A 20408-nucleotide genomic window follows, 5' to 3' on the forward strand; every position below is an offset into this window, starting at 1 on the left:
GGCAATATCTTGCTTTTGCGATATATTATTGCTGCCATGCGCGCGACCAGGTGTGTTTGCCCCCGGGATTCCGTCATGACACCCAATCATGCACGCAGGCAATCGCCGATCCGCGTGTTGATCCGTTTATATACTCGAAAAGATCCTTTCCATGAAAAAAAACATGTGTGCCGCCAGCAAGTCGTTTTCAGTGAAGACGCTTTCCGCCTTATTGTTCGGTACGGCTGGCGTCTTTTTCGCCCCGACCATGCTCGGCCTGGTGCCACAGGCGCAGGCCGCCGTGCCGGCCGTGAAACTGCCTGATTTCTCGGACCTGGTCGACGCCGTTGGCCCGGCCGTGGTGAATATCCGCACCACCGAGCGCCTGAAGATGACTGCGCCCGGCGCGGGCGGCCAGGATGAGCAGGAAATGCAGGAATTTTTGCGTCGCTTCTTTGGCGGCGCCATGCCCACGCCGCGCCAGCAGGCGCCGCGCGGCGGCCGCCGCGGCGTGCCGCAAGAGCAGGAAGTGCAGCGCGGTGTCGGTTCCGGCTTCATCATCTCAAACGATGGCTACGTGCTGAGCAATGCCCACGTGGTCGACGGCGCCGATGAAGTCTACGTGACCCTGACGGACAAGCGCGAATTCAAGGCCAAGGTCATCGGCGCCGATGCGCGCACCGACGTGGCCCTGCTGAAAATCGAGGGCGCCAACCTGCCGCGCCTGACCATCGGCGACTCGAACAAGATCCGCGTGGGCGAGTGGGTGATCGCCATCGGCTCGCCATTCAATCTGGAAAACACGGTGACGGCCGGCATCATTTCCGCCAAGTCCCGCGACACGGGCGACTACTTGCCGCTGATCCAGAGCGATGTGGCCGTCAACCCGGGCAACTCGGGCGGTCCCCTGATCAATATGCGCGGTGAAGTGATCGGCATCAATTCGCAGATCGCCACCCTGTCCGGCGCCTACAACGGCATTTCGTTTGCCGTGCCCATCGATGAAGCCATGCGCGTGGGCGAGCAGCTGAAAAAGACGGGTAAAGTGGTGCGCGGCCGTATCGGCGTGCAGATCGGCGAAGTGAGCAAGGACGTGGCGCAATCGCTGGGCTTGCCCAACGCCAAGGGCGCGCAAGTGTCGATGGTGGAAGAGGGCGGTCCTGCCGACAAGGCGGGCATCAAGCCGGGCGACATCATCCTGAAATTCAATGGCGCCCAGATCGAGCGTTCGTCCGACCTGCCGCGTCTGGTAGGCGGCGCCGCCGTCAACGGCAAGTCCACGGTCACCGTCTGGCGCAAGGGCGCGCAGCAGGATATCGCTGTCACCGTCGTCGAGCTGGAAGCCGAGAAGACGGCGAAGAAGGGCGCCCGGGAGCCGGAAGCGCAAGCCGTCAATGCACTGGGACTGAAGGTCAGTGACGTGCCAGCCGCGAAGAAGCAGGAGTTGAAGATCGACGCGGGCGTGCTGGTCGACGACGCGGTCGGCGTGGCGGCCCTGGCCGGCCTGCAGCCTGGCGATGTGATCTTGCAATTGAACAACGTTGCCGTGAAAGATGCCAAGCAGTTCAATGCCCTGGTGGCCAAGCTCGATCCGAAGAAGTCGTCGGCCGTGCTGGTGCGCCGTGGCGATGTGGCGCTATTCGTTTCGCTGCGTCCGTCGGCGAAGTAACTTTTCAACCCGCACCCCGCAAAGGCTGGGGTCGGTCCCTTCAGGATCGGAATTCAAGCCACTGGCTTGAATTCCCCCGTCGGGTCCGACCCCGGTCGTCGTTCTTGGGGTTATTCCAGTATTCCATGCATTTCACTCTCTATTCCCGCAGTTATTGCCACCTTTGCCAGGATATGCTCGACGCGTTGCTCCTGCTGCAGCCGCCTGACAAACCGTTTACGGTCGAGGTGATCGATATCGATACGTCGCCCGATACATCGCTGCTGGCGCGTTTCGATGAGCTGGTGCCGGTGCTGTTCGGCGACCTGGCGCAACCCGATCTATGCCATTATTTCCTGGACGAGGCCGCCGTCCGGCGCTGCCTGGTGTAGCTTAAATACCAATATTGTCACTGCATTGCAGCATTCCGCTGCTGGAAACAGCTGAAAATGTCGGCTTGCCCGCTGCCAGCCTCTGAAAGACGGGCTTTCCGCTCTGAAATCCGGTAAAATGGGGAGGTCGAAAAAGCTACTGTCCGAGGCAGCAGCTTCTGTCGCTTCAAAAGCGCTCGCCTGGGCATGCAGATGTCCTGCTCGGAGCGCTTTTTTCATCATGAGTGGGGCGCCTGGTTTCGGCCCTGTTTGGCCCGGACATGATCCCCTTGATTCCTGTTAAAGCAGTGTTGTCACTCGCACATATATTAGTTAATGAATAACATACGCAACTTCTCCATCATCGCCCATATTGACCACGGTAAATCGACCCTGGCTGACCGCATCATTCAATTGTGCGGCGGCTTGTCCGACCGCGAGATGGAGGCGCAGGTGCTCGATTCGATGGATCTGGAGCGCGAGCGCGGCATTACCATCAAGGCGCAAACGGCGGCCCTGCACTACAAGGCGCGCAATGGCCAGATCTACAACCTGAACCTGATCGATACGCCAGGCCACGTCGACTTCAGCTATGAAGTGTCGCGCTCGCTGTCGGCGTGCGAAGGCGCGCTGCTGGTGGTGGACGCATCGCAAGGCGTGGAAGCGCAAACGGTCGCCAACTGCTACACGGCGCTGGACCTGGGCGTGGAAGTGGTGCCCGTCCTGAACAAGATCGACTTGCCTAACGCAGACCCACCGAACGCCATTGCCGAGATCGAAGACGTGATCGGCATCGACGCGGCCGACGCCGTGCATTGCTCGGCCAAGACGGGCTTCGGCGTGCTGGACGTGCTCGAGCAACTGATCGTCAAGGTACCGCCACCGAAGGGCGACCCCGATGCGCCGCTGCAGGCGCTGATCGTCGACTCCTGGTATGACGCCTATGTGGGCGTGGTGATGCTGGTGCGCGTGGTCAACGGCACCCTGAAACCGAAAGACAAGATCCGCCTGATGGCCACCGATTCGGTGCAACTGGTGGAAGACATCGGCGTATTTTCGCCCCGTTCGCAATCGCTGCCGCAATTGTCGGCAGGCCAGGTGGGTTTCATCATCGCCGGCATCAAGGAATTGAAAGCGGCGAAAGTGGGTGATACCGTCACCCTGGTCAGCCGTCCTGCCGCCGCGCCATTGCCTGGCTTCAAGGAAGTGCAGCCGCAAGTGTTCGCCGGCCTGTTCCCGGTCGAAGCGAACCAGTACGACGCGTTGCGCGACTCGCTGGAAAAGCTGAAACTGAACGACGCGGCCCTGATGTACGAGCCGGAAGTGTCGCAGGCGCTGGGCTTCGGCTTCCGCTGCGGCTTCCTGGGCTTGCTGCACATGGAAATCGTGCAGGAACGCCTCGAGCGCGAATTCGACATGGACCTGATCACCACGGCGCCCACCGTGGTGTACGAAGTGATCCAGCGTGATGGCACCTTGATCAACGTCGACAATCCATCGAAGATGCCCGATCCGTCGCGCATCGAGGAAGTGCGCGAGCCTATCGTCACGGTCAATCTGTACATGCCGCAGGAATACGTGGGCTCCGTGATTACCCTGTGTATCGGCAAGCGCGGCATCCAGATGGACATGAGCTACCACGGCCGCCAGGTCAAGCTGGTCTACGAAATGCCAATGGCCGAGATCGTGCTGGACTTCTTTGACCGCCTGAAATCGACGTCGCGCGGCTATGCCTCGATGGATTACGAGTTCAAGGAATACCGCGCGGCCGATGTGGTCAAGGTCGACATGCTGATCAACAGCGAAAAAGTCGATGCGCTGGCCATCATCGTCCACCGTTCGAACAGCCAGTACCGTGGCCGCCAGGTGGCCGCCAAGATGCGTGAACTGATCCCGCGCCAGATGTTCGACGTGGCCATCCAGGCGACCATCGGCGCCAACATCATTTCGCGCGAGAACGTGAAAGCCTTGCGCAAGAACGTGCTGGCGAAGTGCTATGGCGGCGACATCAGCCGCAAGAAAAAATTGCTGGAGAAACAAAAAGCGGGTAAGAAACGCATGAAGCAAGTGGGTTCCGTGGAGATCCCGCAAGAGGCATTCCTGGCAATTTTACAAGTGGATGGTTGATCAATGAACCTGCAAGTGATTTTAGGAAATTTCGCTTTAATCCTGTTCGTGCTGATGCTGTTGACGGGCCTGGTCTGGTGCCTGGATGTATTTTATCTGTCCAGGCAGCGCCGCCAGGCGGCCGACCTTGCCCTGGCCGAGTTCGACGCGCGCCAGTCCAAGCTGGCCGCCGAGGGCATCAAGTCCGATGCGGGCGGCAGCCGCGCGACCATCGAGGCAGCGCTGTTGCGCCAGCCGACCTGGGTCGAGTATTCGGGTAGTTTCTTCCCCGTCATCGCCCTGGTGTTCTGTCTGCGCTCGTTCCTCTACGAGCCATTCAAGATCCCGTCGAGCTCGATGGTGCCGACCTTGCTGGTGGGCGACCTTATCCTGGTCAACAAGTTCACTTATGGCATCCGTTTGCCGATCATCAACAAGCGTATCATTGAAGTCAACGATCCGCAGCGCGGCGACGTGATGGTGTTCAAGTACCCGAAAGATATGTCGCAAGACTACATCAAGCGCGTGATCGGCGTACCCGGTGATAAAATCACCTATGAAAACAAGCGCTTGACGGTCAACGGCAAGGAAGTGCAGTACACCCCGCTGGACGACTACCTCGATGACGAAAGCACGGTGTACCACAAGCAGCTGGAAGAAAATCTGACGGGCGTGAGCCACCGCATCCTCAACGACGAGCCTGCTCCCACGTTGAACTTGCGCGAAGTGAAGGATTTCCCGCACAAGGATGCGTGCAACTACAACGAGGATGGTTTTACGTGTGTGGTGCCACAAGGCAATTACTTCATGATGGGCGATAACCGCGACAATAGCGCGGACAGCCGCTACTGGGGCTTCGTGCCGAACGAGAACATCGTCGGCAAGGCTTTCCTGGTGTGGATGAACTTCAGCAACCCGAAACGCGTGGGCGGCATCCACTAGGCCGCTCCTATGGCTGCCGCGCCGACTCCCCGCGCGGCGGCCAGCCGAATTACTCAGATGATACAGAAACAACAATGAATCTTCAGCTATTGCAAACCCGTTTAGGCTATACGTTCCAGGATGCTGGCCTGTTGCAGCAAGCCTTGACGCATCGTAGCCACAGCAGTTTGCATAATGAGCGGCTGGAATTCCTCGGCGACTCCATTCTCAACTGCGTGGTCGCTTCCATCCTGTACGAACGCTTCAAGACCATCGACGAGGGCGACCTGTCGCGCTTGCGCGCGAATTTGGTGAAACAGCAGTCGCTGTATGAAATCGCGCAAAAGCTGGAATTGTCGCAATTCCTGCGCCTCGGTGAAGGTGAGCTCAAATCGGGCGGTTTCCGCCGTCCTTCGATCCTTGCCGATACGCTGGAAGCCTTGCTGGGCGCGATTTTCCTCGATACGGGCTTCGATGCGGCCAGCACGGTGATCCGCGCCTTTTACATACCCATCCTCGACTCGGTCGATCCGCAAACCCTGGGCAAGGATGCCAAGACCCTGCTGCAGGAGTTTTTGCAAAGCAAGAAAATTTCGCTGCCACAGTACAACGTGGTGGCCACCCATGGCGCCGCCCACAGCCAGGAATTCGAAATCGAATGCCTGGTGCCGAAATTGAATATCCAGGTCTACGGCCGTGGCGGAAGCCGCCGCGCCGGTGAGCAAGCCGCCGCCAAACTGGCGCTGGACGTGGCCGAGCAGGCGCTGTTGAAGTCGCCTGCCGCCAGCCGCAAGCCCAAACCGCGCGCCGCCCAGCTCAAGCTGGCCGGCATTGCCACCATCCAGAGCGACAACGCGCAAGCTCCTGCAGCCCCGGCGATCGCCGCTCACACTAAACAGAATCGACACTAGCATGACAGCCACCAAAATGCCCGACAACTTCCGCTGTGGCTATATCGCCATCGTGGGCCGCCCCAACGTGGGCAAATCGACCCTGATGAACGTGCTGATCGGCGCGAAGGTCAGCATCACTTCGCGCAAGGCGCAAACCACGCGTCACCGCATCACGGGCATCCAGACGGTGCCGGACGCGCAATTCATCTACGTCGACACGCCTGGCTTCCAGACGCGCCACTCGAACGCGCTGAACAAGACGCTGAACAAGACCGTCACCAACACGCTGATTTCCTCGGACGTGATTTTGTACGTCATCGAGGCGGGCACCTTCGGCCCGGCCGACCAGCAAGTGATGGACCTGCTGCCGAAGGAAGTGCCATGCATCTTGGTCATCAACAAATCCGACCGCGTGAAGGATAAGGCCGTATTGTTGCCGTTCGCGCAAAAGATCGCCGCCATGCGCGACTTTGCCGCCATCGTGCCCGTGTCCGCCAAGCTGCATTTCCAGCTGGAAGGCTTGCAGAACGAAATCAAGCGCTTCTTGCCGGAAAACCAGCCGATCTTTGGCCCGGATGACATCACGGATCGCAGCGAAAAATTCCTCGCCTCGGAAATCGTGCGCGAAAAACTCTTCCGCTTCGTGGGTGACGAACTGCCGTACACGAGCACCGTGCTGATCGAGAAATTCGAGCAGGAAGGCGATCTGCGCCGCGTGTTCGCCGCCATCCTGGTCGAGCGCGACACGCATAAATCCATGGTCATCGGCAACAAGGGCGCGCGCCTGAAGGAAGTCTCCACCCAGGCCCGCCTGGATATGGAAAAGCTGTTCGGCGGCCCCGTGTACCTGGAAATCTGGATCAAGGTCAAATCGGGCTGGGCCGATAACGAGGCGGGCTTGCGCGCCTACGGCTACGAGTAATCCGCAACCCGGGGGCGACGCTACACGCATGAGCACCACCACGCCAGCGCAGCCTGACTTCGCGCCAGCCTCACTCGCCCCCTCTACGCCGGCTGCACCTTCCGCAGCGCCTCCCCGGCGCAGCCGTCCGCCCGCGCGCGACGGCCGCATCACGGGCCAGCCAGCCTTCGTGCTGCACAGCTACCCGCATAAAGAAACCAGCCTCATCGTCGACGTGTTTACACGCGAATACGGCCGCATCGCGCTCGTCGCCAAGGGCGCCAAGCGCCCCCATTCGCAGTTGCGCGGCGTGCTGCAGACGTTTCAACCGCTGCAGGCGGGCTGGACGGGCAAATCGGAGCTGCGCATACTGACGGGCGCCGAATGGGTGGGCGGCATGCTGCCGCTGGAAAAGACGGCGCTGTTGTGCGGCTTTTATCTGAACGAATTGCTGGTCAAATTGCTGGCGCGCGACGATCCGCATCCTGTCCTGTTCGACCACTACGTTGCCACCTTGAATCAGCTGGCGCACAATGAGCCGCCGCCGATCGTGCTGCGCAAGTTCGAGCGCGCTCTGCTCAAGGAAACGGGCGTGGCGGCCGACCTGACGCGCTGCACGGGCACGCGCCAGGCCGTCGAGGCGGGGCAGGTCTACGTGGTCGACCCGGAACGGGGACCGCGCCCGGCGCGCGCCAGCGATGCCTGGCCGAAGATCACGGGCAAGACCCTGCTCGACATGGAGCGCGAAGATTATCTTGACGTGGCCACGCAGGCGCAAAGCAAGCTGCTGATGCGCTTTTTGCTGGCCCATCAACTGGGGGGCGCCACCTTGAACACGCGCCAGATACTGATCGATTTAATGCAGCTGTAGCGGCGGTTTGCAGCACGACAGCACTTTACGGATACCAACTATGAGCTTTTTGCAGCCTTCCGGCCCCGTCATCGACCTGGGCGTCAATATCGACCACGTGGCCACCTTGCGCAATGCGCGCGGCACCGCTTATCCGGACCCGATCCGCGCGGCCCTGCTGGCCGAGCAGGCGGGCGCCGACGCCATCACCCTGCATTTGCGCGAAGACCGCCGCCACATCAAGGATGCGGATGTGATCGCCATCGCGCCGCAATTGCTCACGCGCATGAATCTGGAAGCGGCCGTGACGGCCGAGATGATCGCTTTCGCCTGCCGCATCAAGCCGGCGGACGTGTGCCTGGTGCCGGAAAAACGCACGGAAGTGACCACCGAAGGTGGCCTCGATGTGGTGCGCTATTTCAAGGAAGTACAGGCGGCCGTCCAGCAGCTGCAAGGCGAGGGCATCCGCGTGAGCCTGTTCATCGACGCCGACGAGCAACAGATTGCCGCCGCTGCCGAACTCGGCGCACCCGTGATCGAGCTGCACACTGGCCGCTACGCCGATACGCAAGGCGCCGAGCAACTGGCCGAGCTGGAACGCATCAAGGCGGGCGTGCTGTTCGGCGTGGGCCGTGGCTTGAAGGTCAACGCGGGCCACGGCTTGCATTACACCAATGTGCAGGCGATTGCCGCCATTCCGGACATTACTGAGCTGAACATCGGTCACGCCATCGTCGCGCACGCCGTGTTTGTCGGCTGGGAAAACGCCGTGCGCGAAATGAAGGCCATCATGGTGGCTGCGCGCCTGGGCAACAAAGCATAAGGAACAGGACAAGCCCATGATCTACGGCATCGGCACCGATATCTGCAAGATCCCCCGCATCGAGGCGGCGCTGGCGCGCCATGGCGAGCGTTTCGCGCAGAAAATACTGGGGCCGCAGGAGATGGAGAAATTCCGCGCCCGCAGTGCGAAAAACGCCGTGCGCGGCGTGCGCTTCCTGGCCACCCGCTTTGCGGCCAAGGAGGCGTTTTCCAAGGCCATCGGCCTGGGCTTGCGCATGCCGATGACCTGGCCTGCCGCGCAGATGCTGAATCACCCCAGCGGCAAACCGATGATCGTCTGCAGTGGCGTGCTGGCGGACTTCATGGAGAAAAACCGGCTGAGCGCGCAAGTGACCATCAGCGATGAAGAAGAGTACGCGGTCGCGTTCGTGATCGTGGAGCAAGCAGCGCAAGAATGAGCCAGCAATGACCGAAGCAAGCCCAGAACCGAACTTGGCGGAAACGCCACCCGACCCGCGCGCACAGGTGCTGGCCACCGTCGCCAAGCTGCCGAATTTGCCCGGCGTGTACCGCTATTTCGACGCCACCGACAAGGTGTTGTATGTCGGCAAGGCGCGCGACCTGAAAAAGCGCGTTTCCAGCTATTTCCAGAAAAACCTGGCCAGCCCCCGCATCGCCATGATGGTCGAGCGCATCGCGCGCCTGGAAACCACCGTCACGCACAGCGAAGCGGAAGCCCTGATCCTGGAAAACAACCTGATCAAGGCGCTGCAGCCGCGCTACAACATCCTGTTCCGCGATGACAAGTCGTATCCGTATTTGAAGATCACGAATGGCGATGCGCCGCGCATGGTGTATTACCGGGGCGCGGTGGACAAGAAAAATCAGTATTTCGGGCCGTTCCCCAGTTCCTGGGCCGTCAAGGAATCGATGCAGATCCTGCAAAAGGTGTTCCTGATCCGCACCTGCGAGGACAGCGTCTACGCGAATCGCACGCGGCCCTGCCTGCTGCACCAGATCGGCCGCTGCAGCGCGCCGTGCGTGGACCTGATCAGCAAGGAAGACTATAAAAACGACGTGGAAAACGCGGCGCGCTTCCTGCGCGGGCGCCAGAGCGAAGTGATGGCCGACCTGGAAAAGAAGATGCACGCCTTTGCCGCCGAGCTGAAATTCGAGCAGGCCGTGGTGGTGCGCAACCAGATCGCTTCGCTGTCGCGCGTGCTGCATCAGCAAAGCATGGAAACGACGGGCGATGCCGACGTCGACATCCTCGCCGTGCTGGTGCAGGGCGGGCGCGCCTGTGTCAATCTGGCTATGGTGCGCGGCGGGCGCCACCTGGGCGACCGCGCCTATTTCCCCAGCCAGCTCAGCGATGCGGCGGCGATTGCCGAAGAGCCGATCGAGGTGGAAGTGCTGGCCGCCTTCCTGGCGCAGCATTACACGGAAAAATTCATCCCCGGCACCCTGATCCTGAATATCGAGTTCGATCAGCCGGCCCTGATGGTGGCGCTGATGGAGCAGTGCGGCCACCGCATCAACCTGATCTTCCAGCCGCAGGGGCAGCGCCGCCAGTGGCTGGAGATGGCGCAAAAGGGCGCCGAGATTTCGCTGGCGCGCTTGCTGTCCGAGCAAGGTTCGCAGCAGTCGCGCACGCGCGCGCTGGCCGAAGCGCTGCGCCTGGAAACGGAAGACCTCGACAGCCTGCGCGTCGAGTGTTTCGACATCAGCCACACGCAGGGCGAGGCGACGCAAGCCTCGTGCGTGGTGTTCCACCACCACGCCATGCAGAACGGCGAATACCGGCGCTACAACATCAACGACATCACGCCCGGCGACGATTACGCGGCCATGCGCCAGGTCTTGATGCGCCGCTACGAGAAGGTGGCGAATGGCGACGGGGTGATGCCCGACGTGGTGCTGATCGATGGCGGCAAGGGGCAGATCGAAATGGCGCGCCAGGTGTTCGCTGAACTGGGACTCGATATCAGCTTGATTGTCGGCGTGGCCAAGGGAGAAGGGCGCAAGGTGGGCCTGGAAACGCTGCTGTTCGTCGATGGCCGCGCGGCGCAGGAACTGGGCAAGGAATCGGCGGCGCTGATGCTGATCGCGCAAATCCGCGACGAGGCGCATCGCTTCGCCATTACCGGCATGCGCGCCAAGCGCGCCAAGACGCGCCAGACCTCGCGCCTGGAAGAGATCGAAGGCATCGGCGCCAAGCGCCGGCAGAAGCTGCTGTCGCGCTTTGGCGGCTTGCGCGGCGTGGTCGATGCCAGCGTCGAGGATCTGATGTCGGTGGAGGGGATTTCCACGCAACTGGCAGAAGAGATTTACAAGCAGTTGCATTAATGCATACAGGTCTGGTCCGGCGCTGCGGCAAGCGGACTAGGCTAATACCCTGGGGCCATGTAGACTAGTGGCGCTTCTTCACGCTTTCTTCATGTTCAATTTACCCGTCGGCCGATTGCTTCCTTATGCCTTTTAATATTCCCATTCTTTTGACCTGGCTGCGCGTGGCCCTGATCCCGCTTGTCGTCGGTGTGTTTTACCTGCCGCCGTCGATGCTGCTGCATGGCGACCAGAACCTGGTTGCCACCCTGGTCTTTATCGTTGCCGCCGTCACCGACTGGTTCGATGGTTTTCTGGCGCGGCGCTGGAACCAGACCTCAGCCTTCGGCGCCTTCCTCGACCCCGTGGCCGACAAGCTGATGGTGGCCGGCGCCTTGCTGGTGCTGGTACAGCTGGACCGTGTCAATGCCGTGCTGGCCTTCATCATCATCGGCCGCGAAATCACCATTTCCGCCTTGCGCGAATGGATGGCGCAGATCGGCGCATCGAAATCGGTGGCCGTCAGCTCGATCGGCAAGATCAAGACGGCCGCGCAAATGACGGCCATTCCCTTGCTGCTGTACCACGAAGTGATCTTCGGCGCGATCGATACGCACGTGTGGGGCGAACGCCTGCTGTGGATCGCCTGCGTGCTGACGGTGTGGTCGATGTTCTATTACCTGCGCCTGGCATGGCCCTTGATCAAGGAAAAGGCCGGCAATTTGCATTGAAGCGTTTAGCCCAAACGCAAGAGCTGGGGTCAGACCCAAAGGGTCTGACCCCAAATATTTTGCAAAAGACCAGATATTGACCGTTGACAGCACCTGGAATCCCTCTATAATGCTGGCCTGTTGTTGATGACGCGGGAGTAGCTCAGTTGGTAGAGCGCAACCTTGCCAAGGTTGAGGTCGAGAGTTCGAGCCTCTTCTCCCGCTCCAGTTTTCTGGATCGTGTCATAGGTAAAAACAGCAGATGCAGTAAAAAGTAGTACTGGCGATGTAGTAGAGCTTCTGATACAATGTTGTCCACTGCGGGAGTAGCTCAGTTGGTAGAGCGCAACCTTGCCAAGGTTGAGGTCGAGAGTTCGAGACTCTTCTCCCGCTCCAGTGAAGACTGGATCAGCAGTAAAGCAGCACTGGTAAACGGTAGCAAAAAGCAGTAAAATAGCGGTTCGTATGCGGGAGTAGCTCAGTTGGTAGAGCGCAACCTTGCCAAGGTTGAGGTCGAGAGTTCGAGACTCTTCTCCCGCTCCAGCGCAAGCTGGAAACAGTACAGCAAGATGGCAGTAGCAGAAAATAGAAGCTCCAATGCGGGAGTAGCTCAGTTGGTAGAGCGCAACCTTGCCAAGGTTGAGGTCGAGAGTTCGAGACTCTTCTCCCGCTCCAGAATTCTAAAGGGAAGCTAAGCTGGCTTCCTTTTTTTATCCGCCGCAAAGCAGTTGGCGCGGTGCGATTAAGTGGTAAACAAGCTCCAATGCGGGAGTAGCTCAGTTGGTAGAGCGCAACCTTGCCAAGGTTGAGGTCGAGAGTTCGAGACTCTTCTCCCGCTCCAGTTTTCAAGGTGGGCCGCAAGGTGCATCGAAGCAGTTCCTCTGGCGAGGTAGCAAAGAGGTTATGCAGCGGCCTGCAAAGCCGTTTAGACGGGTTCGATTCCCGTCCTCGCCTCCAGATGAAAAAAATAGCCCACTTTCGAGTGGGCTATTTTTTTGTCTCTCGCCCTGCTGTGGTGTCAATCGCCCATGACCCGCAGAACCCATTGTTCATAATAATCTGCATGCTGTGCTTCTGGAAAGCCTTGTGCATCGCTGCGTCCTTCCGCCACTTTCTTGTTGTTCTTGAACATCATGTAGCGATGGTGCGAGGCCGCCTCGCCGTTGGCCGTTAGCAAACGGGTGCGATACACCAGTTTGCTCTCCTCCCGTACCGCTGTGGTCTTGCGCTGTGGCACGGTGGCGTCGGGCATATTGGCTCTTATCTGGAATAGCGGCGTGGAGGAGCCTTGCTGCGCTCGTAGCCACTGCAGGAATGCGGCATCGGCACTATCGTTCGAGGCCTCTGCCATAGGCCAGATATGAAAAAAAATGGCTGGCGTAAAGGGATCGCCTGCGCGAGCAGGGCGATACCATTCGTAAAGCAGCCTTTTGCCTTTCTCTGTTGCCAATGGGCTGATGTTGGATATGCCGCTGATTTGATCCTTCCTGACCTCGGCAGTGCCCGTGTTCGGGAGTGACGGTAAGAACTCGATGACCTCCATGGGCGTGGTCAAGGCGATGCGCTGATTTTCCAGTGCAGCTTGATTATGTGCTTCCGACTGCAACACCTGGGTGCGCAAGCTGAAATGATAGCCATGTCCGTTCACCTGGAAATCGCCCTGGATTTCGTTGGACTCGAACCAGCCAGGCAAGGGCGCCAGCATGGCATTGCCATACATTAGGCAAAAGCCTGGTGCCGGTGCCTCGTTCGTGAATGGCCTGGGCGTACCGCTGACCGATTGCAGGATTTGCCTGGCGCGCAGTTGGGCAGTCTGTTGCAGGCGGCTAAGCGCTGTTTTTTTGTATTGGAAGGTGGTGCCGCCGTGGTGGGCGTAGGCTTCGATGGTCACGACATGTGGATCAAGCGGCAGTGACTCATGTTCACGCAATACCAGTAACAGGCCATCATTCGGGGTAAAAGAGGCAGGCGGCAATACGCGCTCGCGCAGCGGATTCTTGTTCGATGAGCTGACTGCGGCGTGCAGCCGGTGCGCATACTGCTTCCGCGTTTCGCGTAAAGTGATGAGCTCACCCCAGTAGAATTGCGCTTTATTACGTCGGATATGCACAGTTTCTTGCGTCGTCAGTGCGAGGCGTCCGACGCAATAATTGCTTGTGAGGGGTGTTGGCGGCGCAGCCAAGGTCACAGGAGGCGAGAGAGCTTGGGCCAGGGGCGCGGCTGCGTGTGACGAGCAGCATGCCTGCAGTAGCAGCATGAGCGCCAGCGCCCAGCAGTGCCTGGTCTTGGTGGTGCCTGTTTGCATGATATTCCCCCTGAGTAAGTAATATCTACTGTGCAGGAATTTGGTACGTGGATATTGTTTTTTCTCATCATCATGTGCCTTAGGCTGGTGGCAAGGCTGGCCTTGTGCTGAAGAAAGCGCCAGAGTGCCGGTCCTGCCGCATCTTGTATAATGCTGGCAAGCTCAGCCGCGCCGCCTGGCGCCTTGATGAAACTTCCCCCTTTCCGCCGTACCGACGTAGTCACTGACGACTTTTCTGCTCCGATCAAGCTCAGCGCAGCTTTTCTGTGACGCCCGCTGGCATGGCTTTGTCTGATTATTTTCCATCAGGCCGGCATTTTCCTGTTCCGACTTTGGATACGCATCAATGATCAACACAACTTTTCGGGATGAGTGGTTCCCGAACCTGCAAAAAAACATCCTGGCGGGCCTGACCACCTCGTTTGCCCTGGTGCCCGAATGCATTGCCTTCGCCCTGGTGGCGCAGTTGAATCCCCTGATGGGCCTGTATGGGGCCTTCATCATTTGCGCAATGACGGCGATCTTTGGCGGACGCCCCGGCATGATTTCGGGCGCGGCCGGGTCCATGGCCGTCGTCATCGTGGCGCTGGTGGCCCAGCATGGCGTGCAATATCTGCTGGCCACCGTGGTGCTCAGCGGCATCCTGATGGCGCTGTTCGGTATCTTGCGTCTCGGTAAACTGATCCGCATGGTGCCCTACCCGGTGATGCTGGGCTTTGTGAATGGCCTGGCCATCGTCATCGCCATGGCCCAGCTGGAACATTTTCGGCAAGCCACGCCGCAAGGCGAAACCTGGCTGCAAGGCACGCCCTTGCTTGTGATGGGTGCGCTGGTGGCGCTGACCATGGCCATCGTCTACGTGCTGCCGCGCATCACGAAGGCTGTGCCGCCCGCGCTGGTGGCCATCCTGGGCGTGGGCGTGCTCAGCCATGTCTTGCACTTGCCCACGCGCACCCTGGGCGACCTCGCGCATATCGCCGGCGGCTTGCCTGCCCTGCATTGGCCCACCGTGCCGCTGGATATGGCGACCTTGCACATCATTTTTCCGTATGCGGCGCTGATGGCCATGGTGGGCTTGCTGGAAACCTTGCTCACTTTCAATCTCACCGATGAGATGACGGAAACGCGGGGCCAGCCCAACCGCGAATGCATCGCCCTCGGTGCCTCGAATGTCGTGTCGGGCCTGTTTGGCGGCATGGGTGGCTGCGCCATGATCGGGCAGACCATGATCAACCTGAGTTCGGGCGGGCGTTCGCGCCTGTCGGGCGTGACGGCCGGCGTGATGATTTTATTGTTCATCCTGTTCCTGTCGCCCTTGATCGAGCGCATCCCGCTGGCCGCCCTGGTGGGCGTGATGTTCGTCGTGGCGCAGCAGACGTTTGCCTGGGGTTCCTTGCGCGTGCTGGGCAAGGTGCCGCCGCAGGATGCGCTGGTGATCGTCGCCGTGACGGTCATCACGGTGTTCACGGACCTGGCGACGGCCGTGCTGTGCGGCATCGTCATCGCCGCCTTGAATTTTGCCTGGCAACATGCACGCGACATGCGTGCCGACATCGATGACAGCAGCCCTGGCATGCGCGTGTACCTGCCGCACGGCACCCTGTTTTTCGCCTCGGCCACGCATTTCCAGGAACTGTTCCAGTTGGCTTCGGACCCGGCCCGCGTCATCCTCGATTGCCGGCACCTGCACATGGCCGATCACTCGGCCATCGCCGCCATCGAAGCCCTGTATGAACGCTACGACAAGGCCGGCAAGCACCTGCAGGTGACGCAGTTGTCCGCTCGCAATGAGGCCTTGCTGCAGCGGGCCGGGGTGGATGTGAGCGTGGCGTAAAATAGGGGATTGTTGAATGCCTGTGGAGTGTGAATGCTGTCGAACGAACAAGAACAATTATTGCAACAAAGCCAAACGGCTTTTGACGCCTACTATGACGCGCTGGGCGCCTCGCTGGTGAGCTTCGTCGAGCGCCTGGGCATCCAGCCGGCGCACGAAGTGTTGACGAACGCGGCCGAATACCTGCCGTACATCGATGCGGCCATGCGCACCATCGTCATCCGCGACGAGAGCTGGCAGTGGGTGAAAACCATGCTCGGCTACTTTATCGGTGAATACTTCGTGCAGGGCCATGCGGGCTGCTGGTACGTGGAAACGCGGGCCGAATCGCCGCATTTTTGCCGCACCATGGTGGGGGGCTTCGAGCATGGCTTGCCGCCGGATGCCGCCATCGATCCAGAACAACTGGCGCTGGAATTTCTGGGGCAATCCGTGCCGCGCGAGCTGGCGGCACTGATCGCCAAAGCGCAAGCCAGCGCGGCTTGATGCCGCACGGCTTGCTTAAGCAGATTTAAAACTCTTCCCACTCGCCTTCGGCCGGCGCCGGCGCCTTGCCGCTCTTGCGCGTCACGGGCAGGCGCAGGGCAGGGGCCGAGGCTTTGCGGGCAGGCGTGGCCGGGGCTGCCGACACGCTGCGCTGTGCTGCTTTCATGCTGAAACGGTCGGTCGCGGCCGCATTCGCGTCCAGGCGGAAGACGCTGACCACCTGCGCCAGTTCGCTCGCCTGTTCCTGCATCGCTTCGGCTGCGGCCGAGGCTTCTTCCACCAGGGCCGCATTTTGCTGCGTCACCTGGTCCATTTCGGAAATGGCCTGGTTGACTTGCTCGATGCCTGCGCTCTGCTCTTCGCTGGCGTTGCTGATCTCGCTCATGATGGAGGTGACGAAGCCGATGCTTTGCACGATTTCTTCCATCGTCTTGCCGGCCTTGTCGACCAGATCCGTGCCCACGTCGACCTTTTGCACGGAGTCGTCGATCAGTCCCTTGATTTCCTTGGCCGCCGCTGCCGAGCGCTGCGCCAGGTTGCGCACCTCTGTTGCCACGACGGCAAAGCCGCGACCCTGTTCGCCGGCGCGCGCCGCTTCCACGGCCGCGTTCAAGGCCAGGATGTTGGTCTGGAAGGCGATGCCGTCGATGACGGAAATGATGTCGACGATTTTCTTCGACGAGGTATTGATCTCGCCCATGGTAGCCACCACTTCGGCCACCACGGCGCCGCCGCGGCTGGCGATGCCGGCGGCGTCGCCGGCCAGTTTATTTGCCTGGCGCGCATTGTCCGCATTCTGCTTCACGGTACTGGTCAATTCTTCCATCGACGACGCGGTTTCTTCCAGCGAGCTGGCTTGCTGTTCCGTGCGCGACGACAGGTCCTGGTTGCCGGCGGCAATTTCTGCCGATGCCGTGGCGATGGTGTCGGTGCCGCTGCGTACCTGGCCGACGATGCCGACCAGGCTGTCGTTCATGGTTTTCAGTGCATGCATCAGCTGGCCCGTTTCATCGCGGCCTTGCACCGTGATGATACTGCTCAGGTCGCCTGCCGCCACGGTTTCCGCCACTTTCACGGCATCGCGGATGGGGCCGGTGATCGAGCGCGTGATCCACCAGGCGAAACCGATGCCCATCAGTACGGCCAGCACGCCCATGGTGATCAGGAAGATACGGGTGCTGCTGTAGGCTTCGATGATGCTGGCGCCGACGCCGTCGGCGGCCTTGATCTGCATGCCGGCAAAATGCTTCACTTCGGCCAGATAGGCCACGGTGATCGGCGCGACTTCCTTGTCGAACACTTCCTTGGCGCCCGCCACGTCGCCGTCGGCCTTCATCTTGAAGGCGCGTGCGCGCGTCGTCACGTAGTCGGTGCGCACCTTGCGCACGACCTTGAACTGCTCGATCACGGCCGGGTTGCGCAGCGAGGCGATGATGTCGTCCTGCAGCTTGCTGGAACGCTCGGCATCGACTTTCAAGTCTTGCTCGATCTTGGCGCGCACGACGGGATCGGGGATTTCAAACGAGGCGACGCCGCGCACGCTGTTCAATTCAATGATCTTCGACCATTCGGCCACCATGCGTTGGTTCTTGATGCTGGTATTGATGAGGCGGTAGGTCAGGTCGCTGGCCGTTTGCATGCGCACCAGGGCGGTGATGGTCAAGGCGGCAAGCAACAGCAATACGACAGCAAAGCCGACGCCAAGGCGGCTGCCGATGTTCAGGTTTTTCATGTAAGTCCTAACAATGTAATAGTCATGATCGCCGCCGCCAGCAGGGGCGGACAGGCGCCGCAAGGCGCAGGGGATCGGGGTCTTCGGGTGCCGCGTGATGGCTGTGCGGCGCGCCACGCTGAGCGTGGCGATGGAGGTAAAGCAAGGGGCACGTCGGTCAGGCTGACCGCTGTCCAGCAAGCCGCAAGTATAGCATTGACGCAGAGAAATAGTTTTTCAAGGCAATTTTAATTGCCTTTTGATATCTATTTCCTGTTGTGTTTTTACGTCAAGTACCTAGTCCATAAGTACTATCACTTACATTTCGCCTTACTTTTCGCCGTGCCGGCTGATAAAATACTAATGATAATCATTCGTATTAAAACATCGACCAGGGAATTGTATGCAGCAACAGCGCAAGCCAGGATGTAAACCGATCACCATCGCCGTACTGGGCGCCCTGACCTTTGGCGCCACGCCATTGGCGGCCTGGGCACAGGAAAGCTTGCCCGCCGTCACCGTGACGGCATCGAAGGACAAGGATGGCTATGTCGCCGCCACCTCCGCCAGCGGTACCAAGACGGAAATGGCCCTGCGCGACGTGCCGCAGACGATCAATGTGGTGCCGGCCGCCGTCATCCGCGACCAGAACGCCATGTCGATCCAGGACATCATGAAGAACATCCCCGGTGTGGGCTTGTCCACGGGTGACGGCCAGCGCGACCAGGTGTTCATCCGCGGCTTCACGGCCATCGGCGACCAGTTCGTCGACGGCTTCCGCGATGACGCGCTGTATTTCCGCGACCTGTCGAACGTGGAGCGGCTGGAAGTGATCAAGGGACCGGCCGCCGTGCTGTACGGCCGCGGTTCCTCGGGCGGCCTGGTGAACCGCATCACCAAAAAACCGGGCGTGGATATCACGGACTTGGCCCTGAGCCTGACGAATACAAAAGGGCGTCGCGGCGAAGTCGACGTGGGCCGCGTCGGCGAGACGGTGGACTGGCGCGTCACGGGCGCGCGCGAAGTGTCGGACAGCTACCGCGAGCAGCAATTCATCAACCGCACGGCGCTGGCGCCATCGGTGGCCATCCGCCTCTCTGGCGCCACCAAATTGCTGCTGCAGGGCGATTACCTGGAAGACCGCCGCCTGACGGACTTCGGCATCCCGTCCTGGCATGGCCGCGCTGTGGCTGTCGATGCGAGTACTTACTACGGTGCCGCCAACGCCCGCGATGCGGACTTCAGCCAGTCGCGCGTGGTCTCCACGGCCGCGACGCTGACGCACAAGTTCAGCGACAGCTTGTCGCTACGTAATGCCTTCCGCTATTACGACTACCACCTGGACCGCAACAACACGAATATTTCCGGCAACGTCAACGAAGTCAATGGCACGATGAAGCTGGGCCACGCCAAGCTGAACCGCGACGAGAGCGGCTGGTTCAACCAGACGGAACTGACGCAAAAGCTGGTCACGGGTACCTTGCGCCATGAAGTGCTGTACGGTGCCGAGTTCGGCAAGCAAAACAAGGATGCGTCGAACTGGGCCTCGACCGTGGTGGCGCCGAATGTGTCGATCTTCAACCCTGTCCTGCCCGTCGTCGACCGCAGCAAGCTGGGCGCGCGCAGCGATACCTTCGGTACCTACGACACGGCCGCCGCCTACGTGCAGGATGCCATCAGCTTCAGCGACGAGTGGAAGGCGCTGGCCGGCTTGCGCTATGACCGCTATAAGCAGCAGTCGCGCCTGGCCAATGCGCTTGGTGTGACGACGGCAGACCTGTCGCGCACGGATGCGGCGTTCAGCCCCCGCGCCGGCCTCGTCTGGCAACCGAGTGCCGTGCAATCGTACTACGCCTCGTGGAGCCGTTCCTTCCAGCCCAGCGGCGAGAACTTCGCCCTGGCCGCGAATAACGCCGATCTGGCGCCGGAAACCACGCGCAACACGGAAGTGGGCGCCAAGTATGACCTGTGGGGCGGCCGCGCGAATGCCACCGTGTCGCTGTTCCGCCTGGAGCGCGACAATATCAAGAGCAGCGAACCGATCACGAACCGCATCGTGCCCATCGGCACGCAGCGCACGGATGGCCTGGAACTGACCTTCAATGCGGACTTGCACGATGGCTGGAAGATGATGGCCGGCTACGCTTGGCTGGACGCCACCATCACGGACTCCATCGCCAAGGACACGAGCGTGAATGCGGCTGGCTCCGTTGACGTCAAAGGCAAGCGCGCCACGCTGACGGCGCGCAATACGGCCAATCTGTGGCTGACGAAAGACCTGGGCCACGGCTTCACCGTGGGCGGCGGCGCGAATGCTGTCGGCAGCCGTTTTGCCAATGCCGGCAACACGGTGGTCTTGCCCGGCTATGTGACGGCCGACGCCATGGCCGCATACCGCACGGGCCGCTATGAAGTGCAGTTGAACGTCAACAATATCGGCGATACGCGCTACATCGTTTCCGGCCACGGTTCCAGCCCGAACCTGAGCTTGCCGGGCGCGCCGCGCAACGTGGCGCTGACCTTGCGCTACAGCCTGTAAGTTAGCATGTAAGTTCGGCCGCTTCCTCAAAACCCGCTCGCGAGCG

Annotated in this window: 16 protein-coding genes and 6 tRNA genes; 20 read left to right on the top strand and 2 right to left on the bottom strand. The window is 60.5% G+C overall.

The window, feature by feature from the left end; genetic code table 11:
- Positions 1 to 151 precede the first annotated feature (151 nt).
- The 17 genes from CLU93_RS20865 (at position 152) to CLU93_RS20945 (ending at position 12444) form a co-directional block, all read left to right on the top strand.
- Positions 152 to 1648 carry a DegQ family serine endoprotease gene (locus CLU93_RS20865; RefSeq protein WP_099763136.1) on the top strand — a complete coding sequence of 499 codons (1497 nt, stop codon included), beginning with the start codon at positions 152 to 154 and terminating at the stop codon, positions 1646 to 1648.
- Between the two features lie 125 nt (positions 1649 to 1773).
- Positions 1774 to 2019 carry a glutaredoxin family protein gene (locus tag CLU93_RS20870; RefSeq protein ID WP_099764517.1) on the top strand — a complete coding sequence of 82 codons (246 nt, stop codon included), beginning with the start codon at positions 1774 to 1776 and terminating at the stop codon, positions 2017 to 2019.
- Positions 2020 to 2334: 315 nt separating this feature from the next.
- Entirely contained in the window at positions 2335 to 4125 is a 1791-nt protein-coding gene (gene lepA, locus CLU93_RS20875; protein ID WP_096236434.1) for a translation elongation factor 4, read from the top strand.
- A 3-nt stretch (positions 4126 to 4128) separates the two neighbouring features.
- On the top strand, positions 4129 to 5046 hold the full coding sequence (lepB, locus tag CLU93_RS20880; protein ID WP_099763137.1) for a signal peptidase I: 918 nt from the start codon (positions 4129 to 4131) through the stop codon (positions 5044 to 5046).
- Positions 5047 to 5120: 74 nt separating this feature from the next.
- On the top strand, positions 5121 to 5936 hold the full coding sequence (gene rnc, locus CLU93_RS20885) for a ribonuclease III (RefSeq protein ID WP_099763138.1): 816 nt from the start codon (positions 5121 to 5123) through the stop codon (positions 5934 to 5936).
- Position 5937: 1 nt separating this feature from the next.
- A complete protein-coding gene (era, locus tag CLU93_RS20890; RefSeq protein ID WP_096236430.1) occupies positions 5938 to 6840 on the top strand; it encodes a GTPase Era in 903 nt (300 codons plus the stop codon).
- Between the two features lie 28 nt (positions 6841 to 6868).
- Positions 6869 to 7690 carry a DNA repair protein RecO gene (recO, locus tag CLU93_RS20895; RefSeq protein ID WP_099763139.1) on the top strand — a complete coding sequence of 274 codons (822 nt, stop codon included), beginning with the start codon at positions 6869 to 6871 and terminating at the stop codon, positions 7688 to 7690.
- Positions 7691 to 7730: 40 nt separating this feature from the next.
- Complete coding sequence (pdxJ, locus tag CLU93_RS20900; RefSeq protein ID WP_099763140.1) at positions 7731 to 8492, top strand: pyridoxine 5'-phosphate synthase; 762 nt, start codon at positions 7731 to 7733, stop codon at positions 8490 to 8492.
- A gap of 16 nt (positions 8493 to 8508) precedes the next feature.
- A complete protein-coding gene (gene acpS, locus CLU93_RS20905) occupies positions 8509 to 8910 on the top strand; it encodes a holo-ACP synthase (protein WP_099763141.1) in 402 nt (133 codons plus the stop codon).
- A gap of 7 nt (positions 8911 to 8917) precedes the next feature.
- The gene (gene uvrC / locus CLU93_RS20910; RefSeq protein WP_099763142.1) at positions 8918 to 10798 is read left to right on the top strand and encodes an excinuclease ABC subunit UvrC; all 1881 of its coding nucleotides are present in this window, start codon (positions 8918 to 8920) and stop codon (positions 10796 to 10798) included.
- 125 nt (positions 10799 to 10923) lie between these two features.
- Entirely contained in the window at positions 10924 to 11508 is a 585-nt protein-coding gene (gene pgsA, locus CLU93_RS20915; protein ID WP_071322919.1) for a CDP-diacylglycerol--glycerol-3-phosphate 3-phosphatidyltransferase, read from the top strand.
- Positions 11509 to 11639: 131 nt separating this feature from the next.
- Positions 11640 to 11715: transfer RNA gene (locus CLU93_RS20920), tRNA-Gly, on the top strand.
- A 92-nt stretch (positions 11716 to 11807) separates the two neighbouring features.
- Positions 11808 to 11883: transfer RNA gene (locus CLU93_RS20925), tRNA-Gly, on the top strand.
- Positions 11884 to 11954: 71 nt separating this feature from the next.
- A tRNA-Gly gene (locus tag CLU93_RS20930) sits at positions 11955 to 12030 on the top strand.
- Positions 12031 to 12086: 56 nt separating this feature from the next.
- Positions 12087 to 12162: transfer RNA gene (locus CLU93_RS20935), tRNA-Gly, on the top strand.
- Positions 12163 to 12252: 90 nt separating this feature from the next.
- Positions 12253 to 12328, top strand: a tRNA-Gly gene (locus tag CLU93_RS20940).
- 42 nt (positions 12329 to 12370) lie between these two features.
- Positions 12371 to 12444: transfer RNA gene (locus tag CLU93_RS20945), tRNA-Cys, on the top strand.
- 61 nt (positions 12445 to 12505) lie between these two features.
- Here CLU93_RS20945 and CLU93_RS20950 read toward each other — a convergent pair.
- Positions 12506 to 13792: a hypothetical protein gene (locus CLU93_RS20950; protein WP_143451776.1), complete on the bottom strand. Its 1287-nt coding sequence runs from the start codon at positions 13790 to 13792 to the stop codon at positions 12506 to 12508.
- A gap of 346 nt (positions 13793 to 14138) precedes the next feature.
- Here CLU93_RS20950 and CLU93_RS20955 point away from each other — a divergent pair, with 346 nt between their 5' ends.
- Both CLU93_RS20955 and CLU93_RS20960 read left to right on the top strand, forming a co-directional pair.
- Positions 14139 to 15626 carry a SulP family inorganic anion transporter gene (locus tag CLU93_RS20955; protein ID WP_099763144.1) on the top strand — a complete coding sequence of 496 codons (1488 nt, stop codon included), beginning with the start codon at positions 14139 to 14141 and terminating at the stop codon, positions 15624 to 15626.
- 33 nt (positions 15627 to 15659) lie between these two features.
- Positions 15660 to 16112, top strand: a complete 453-nt coding sequence (locus tag CLU93_RS20960; protein WP_099763145.1) for a hypothetical protein — start codon at positions 15660 to 15662, stop codon at positions 16110 to 16112.
- Positions 16113 to 16137: 25 nt separating this feature from the next.
- Here the strand turns inward: CLU93_RS20960 and CLU93_RS20965 are convergent, their stop codons facing one another.
- Positions 16138 to 17844, bottom strand: coding sequence for a methyl-accepting chemotaxis protein (locus CLU93_RS20965; RefSeq protein WP_099763146.1), 1707 nt, complete (start codon positions 17842 to 17844; stop codon positions 16138 to 16140).
- A 382-nt stretch (positions 17845 to 18226) separates the two neighbouring features.
- On the opposite strand from CLU93_RS20965, the gene CLU93_RS20970 reads away from it, so the two are divergent.
- Positions 18227 to 20362, top strand: a complete 2136-nt coding sequence (locus CLU93_RS20970) for a TonB-dependent receptor (protein ID WP_099763147.1) — start codon at positions 18227 to 18229, stop codon at positions 20360 to 20362.
- Positions 20363 to 20408 lie beyond the last annotated feature (46 nt).

It is taken from the genome of Janthinobacterium sp. 35, assembly GCF_002754575.1.
GTDB classification, from domain to species: domain Bacteria; phylum Pseudomonadota; class Gammaproteobacteria; order Burkholderiales; family Burkholderiaceae_D; genus Janthinobacterium; species Janthinobacterium tructae.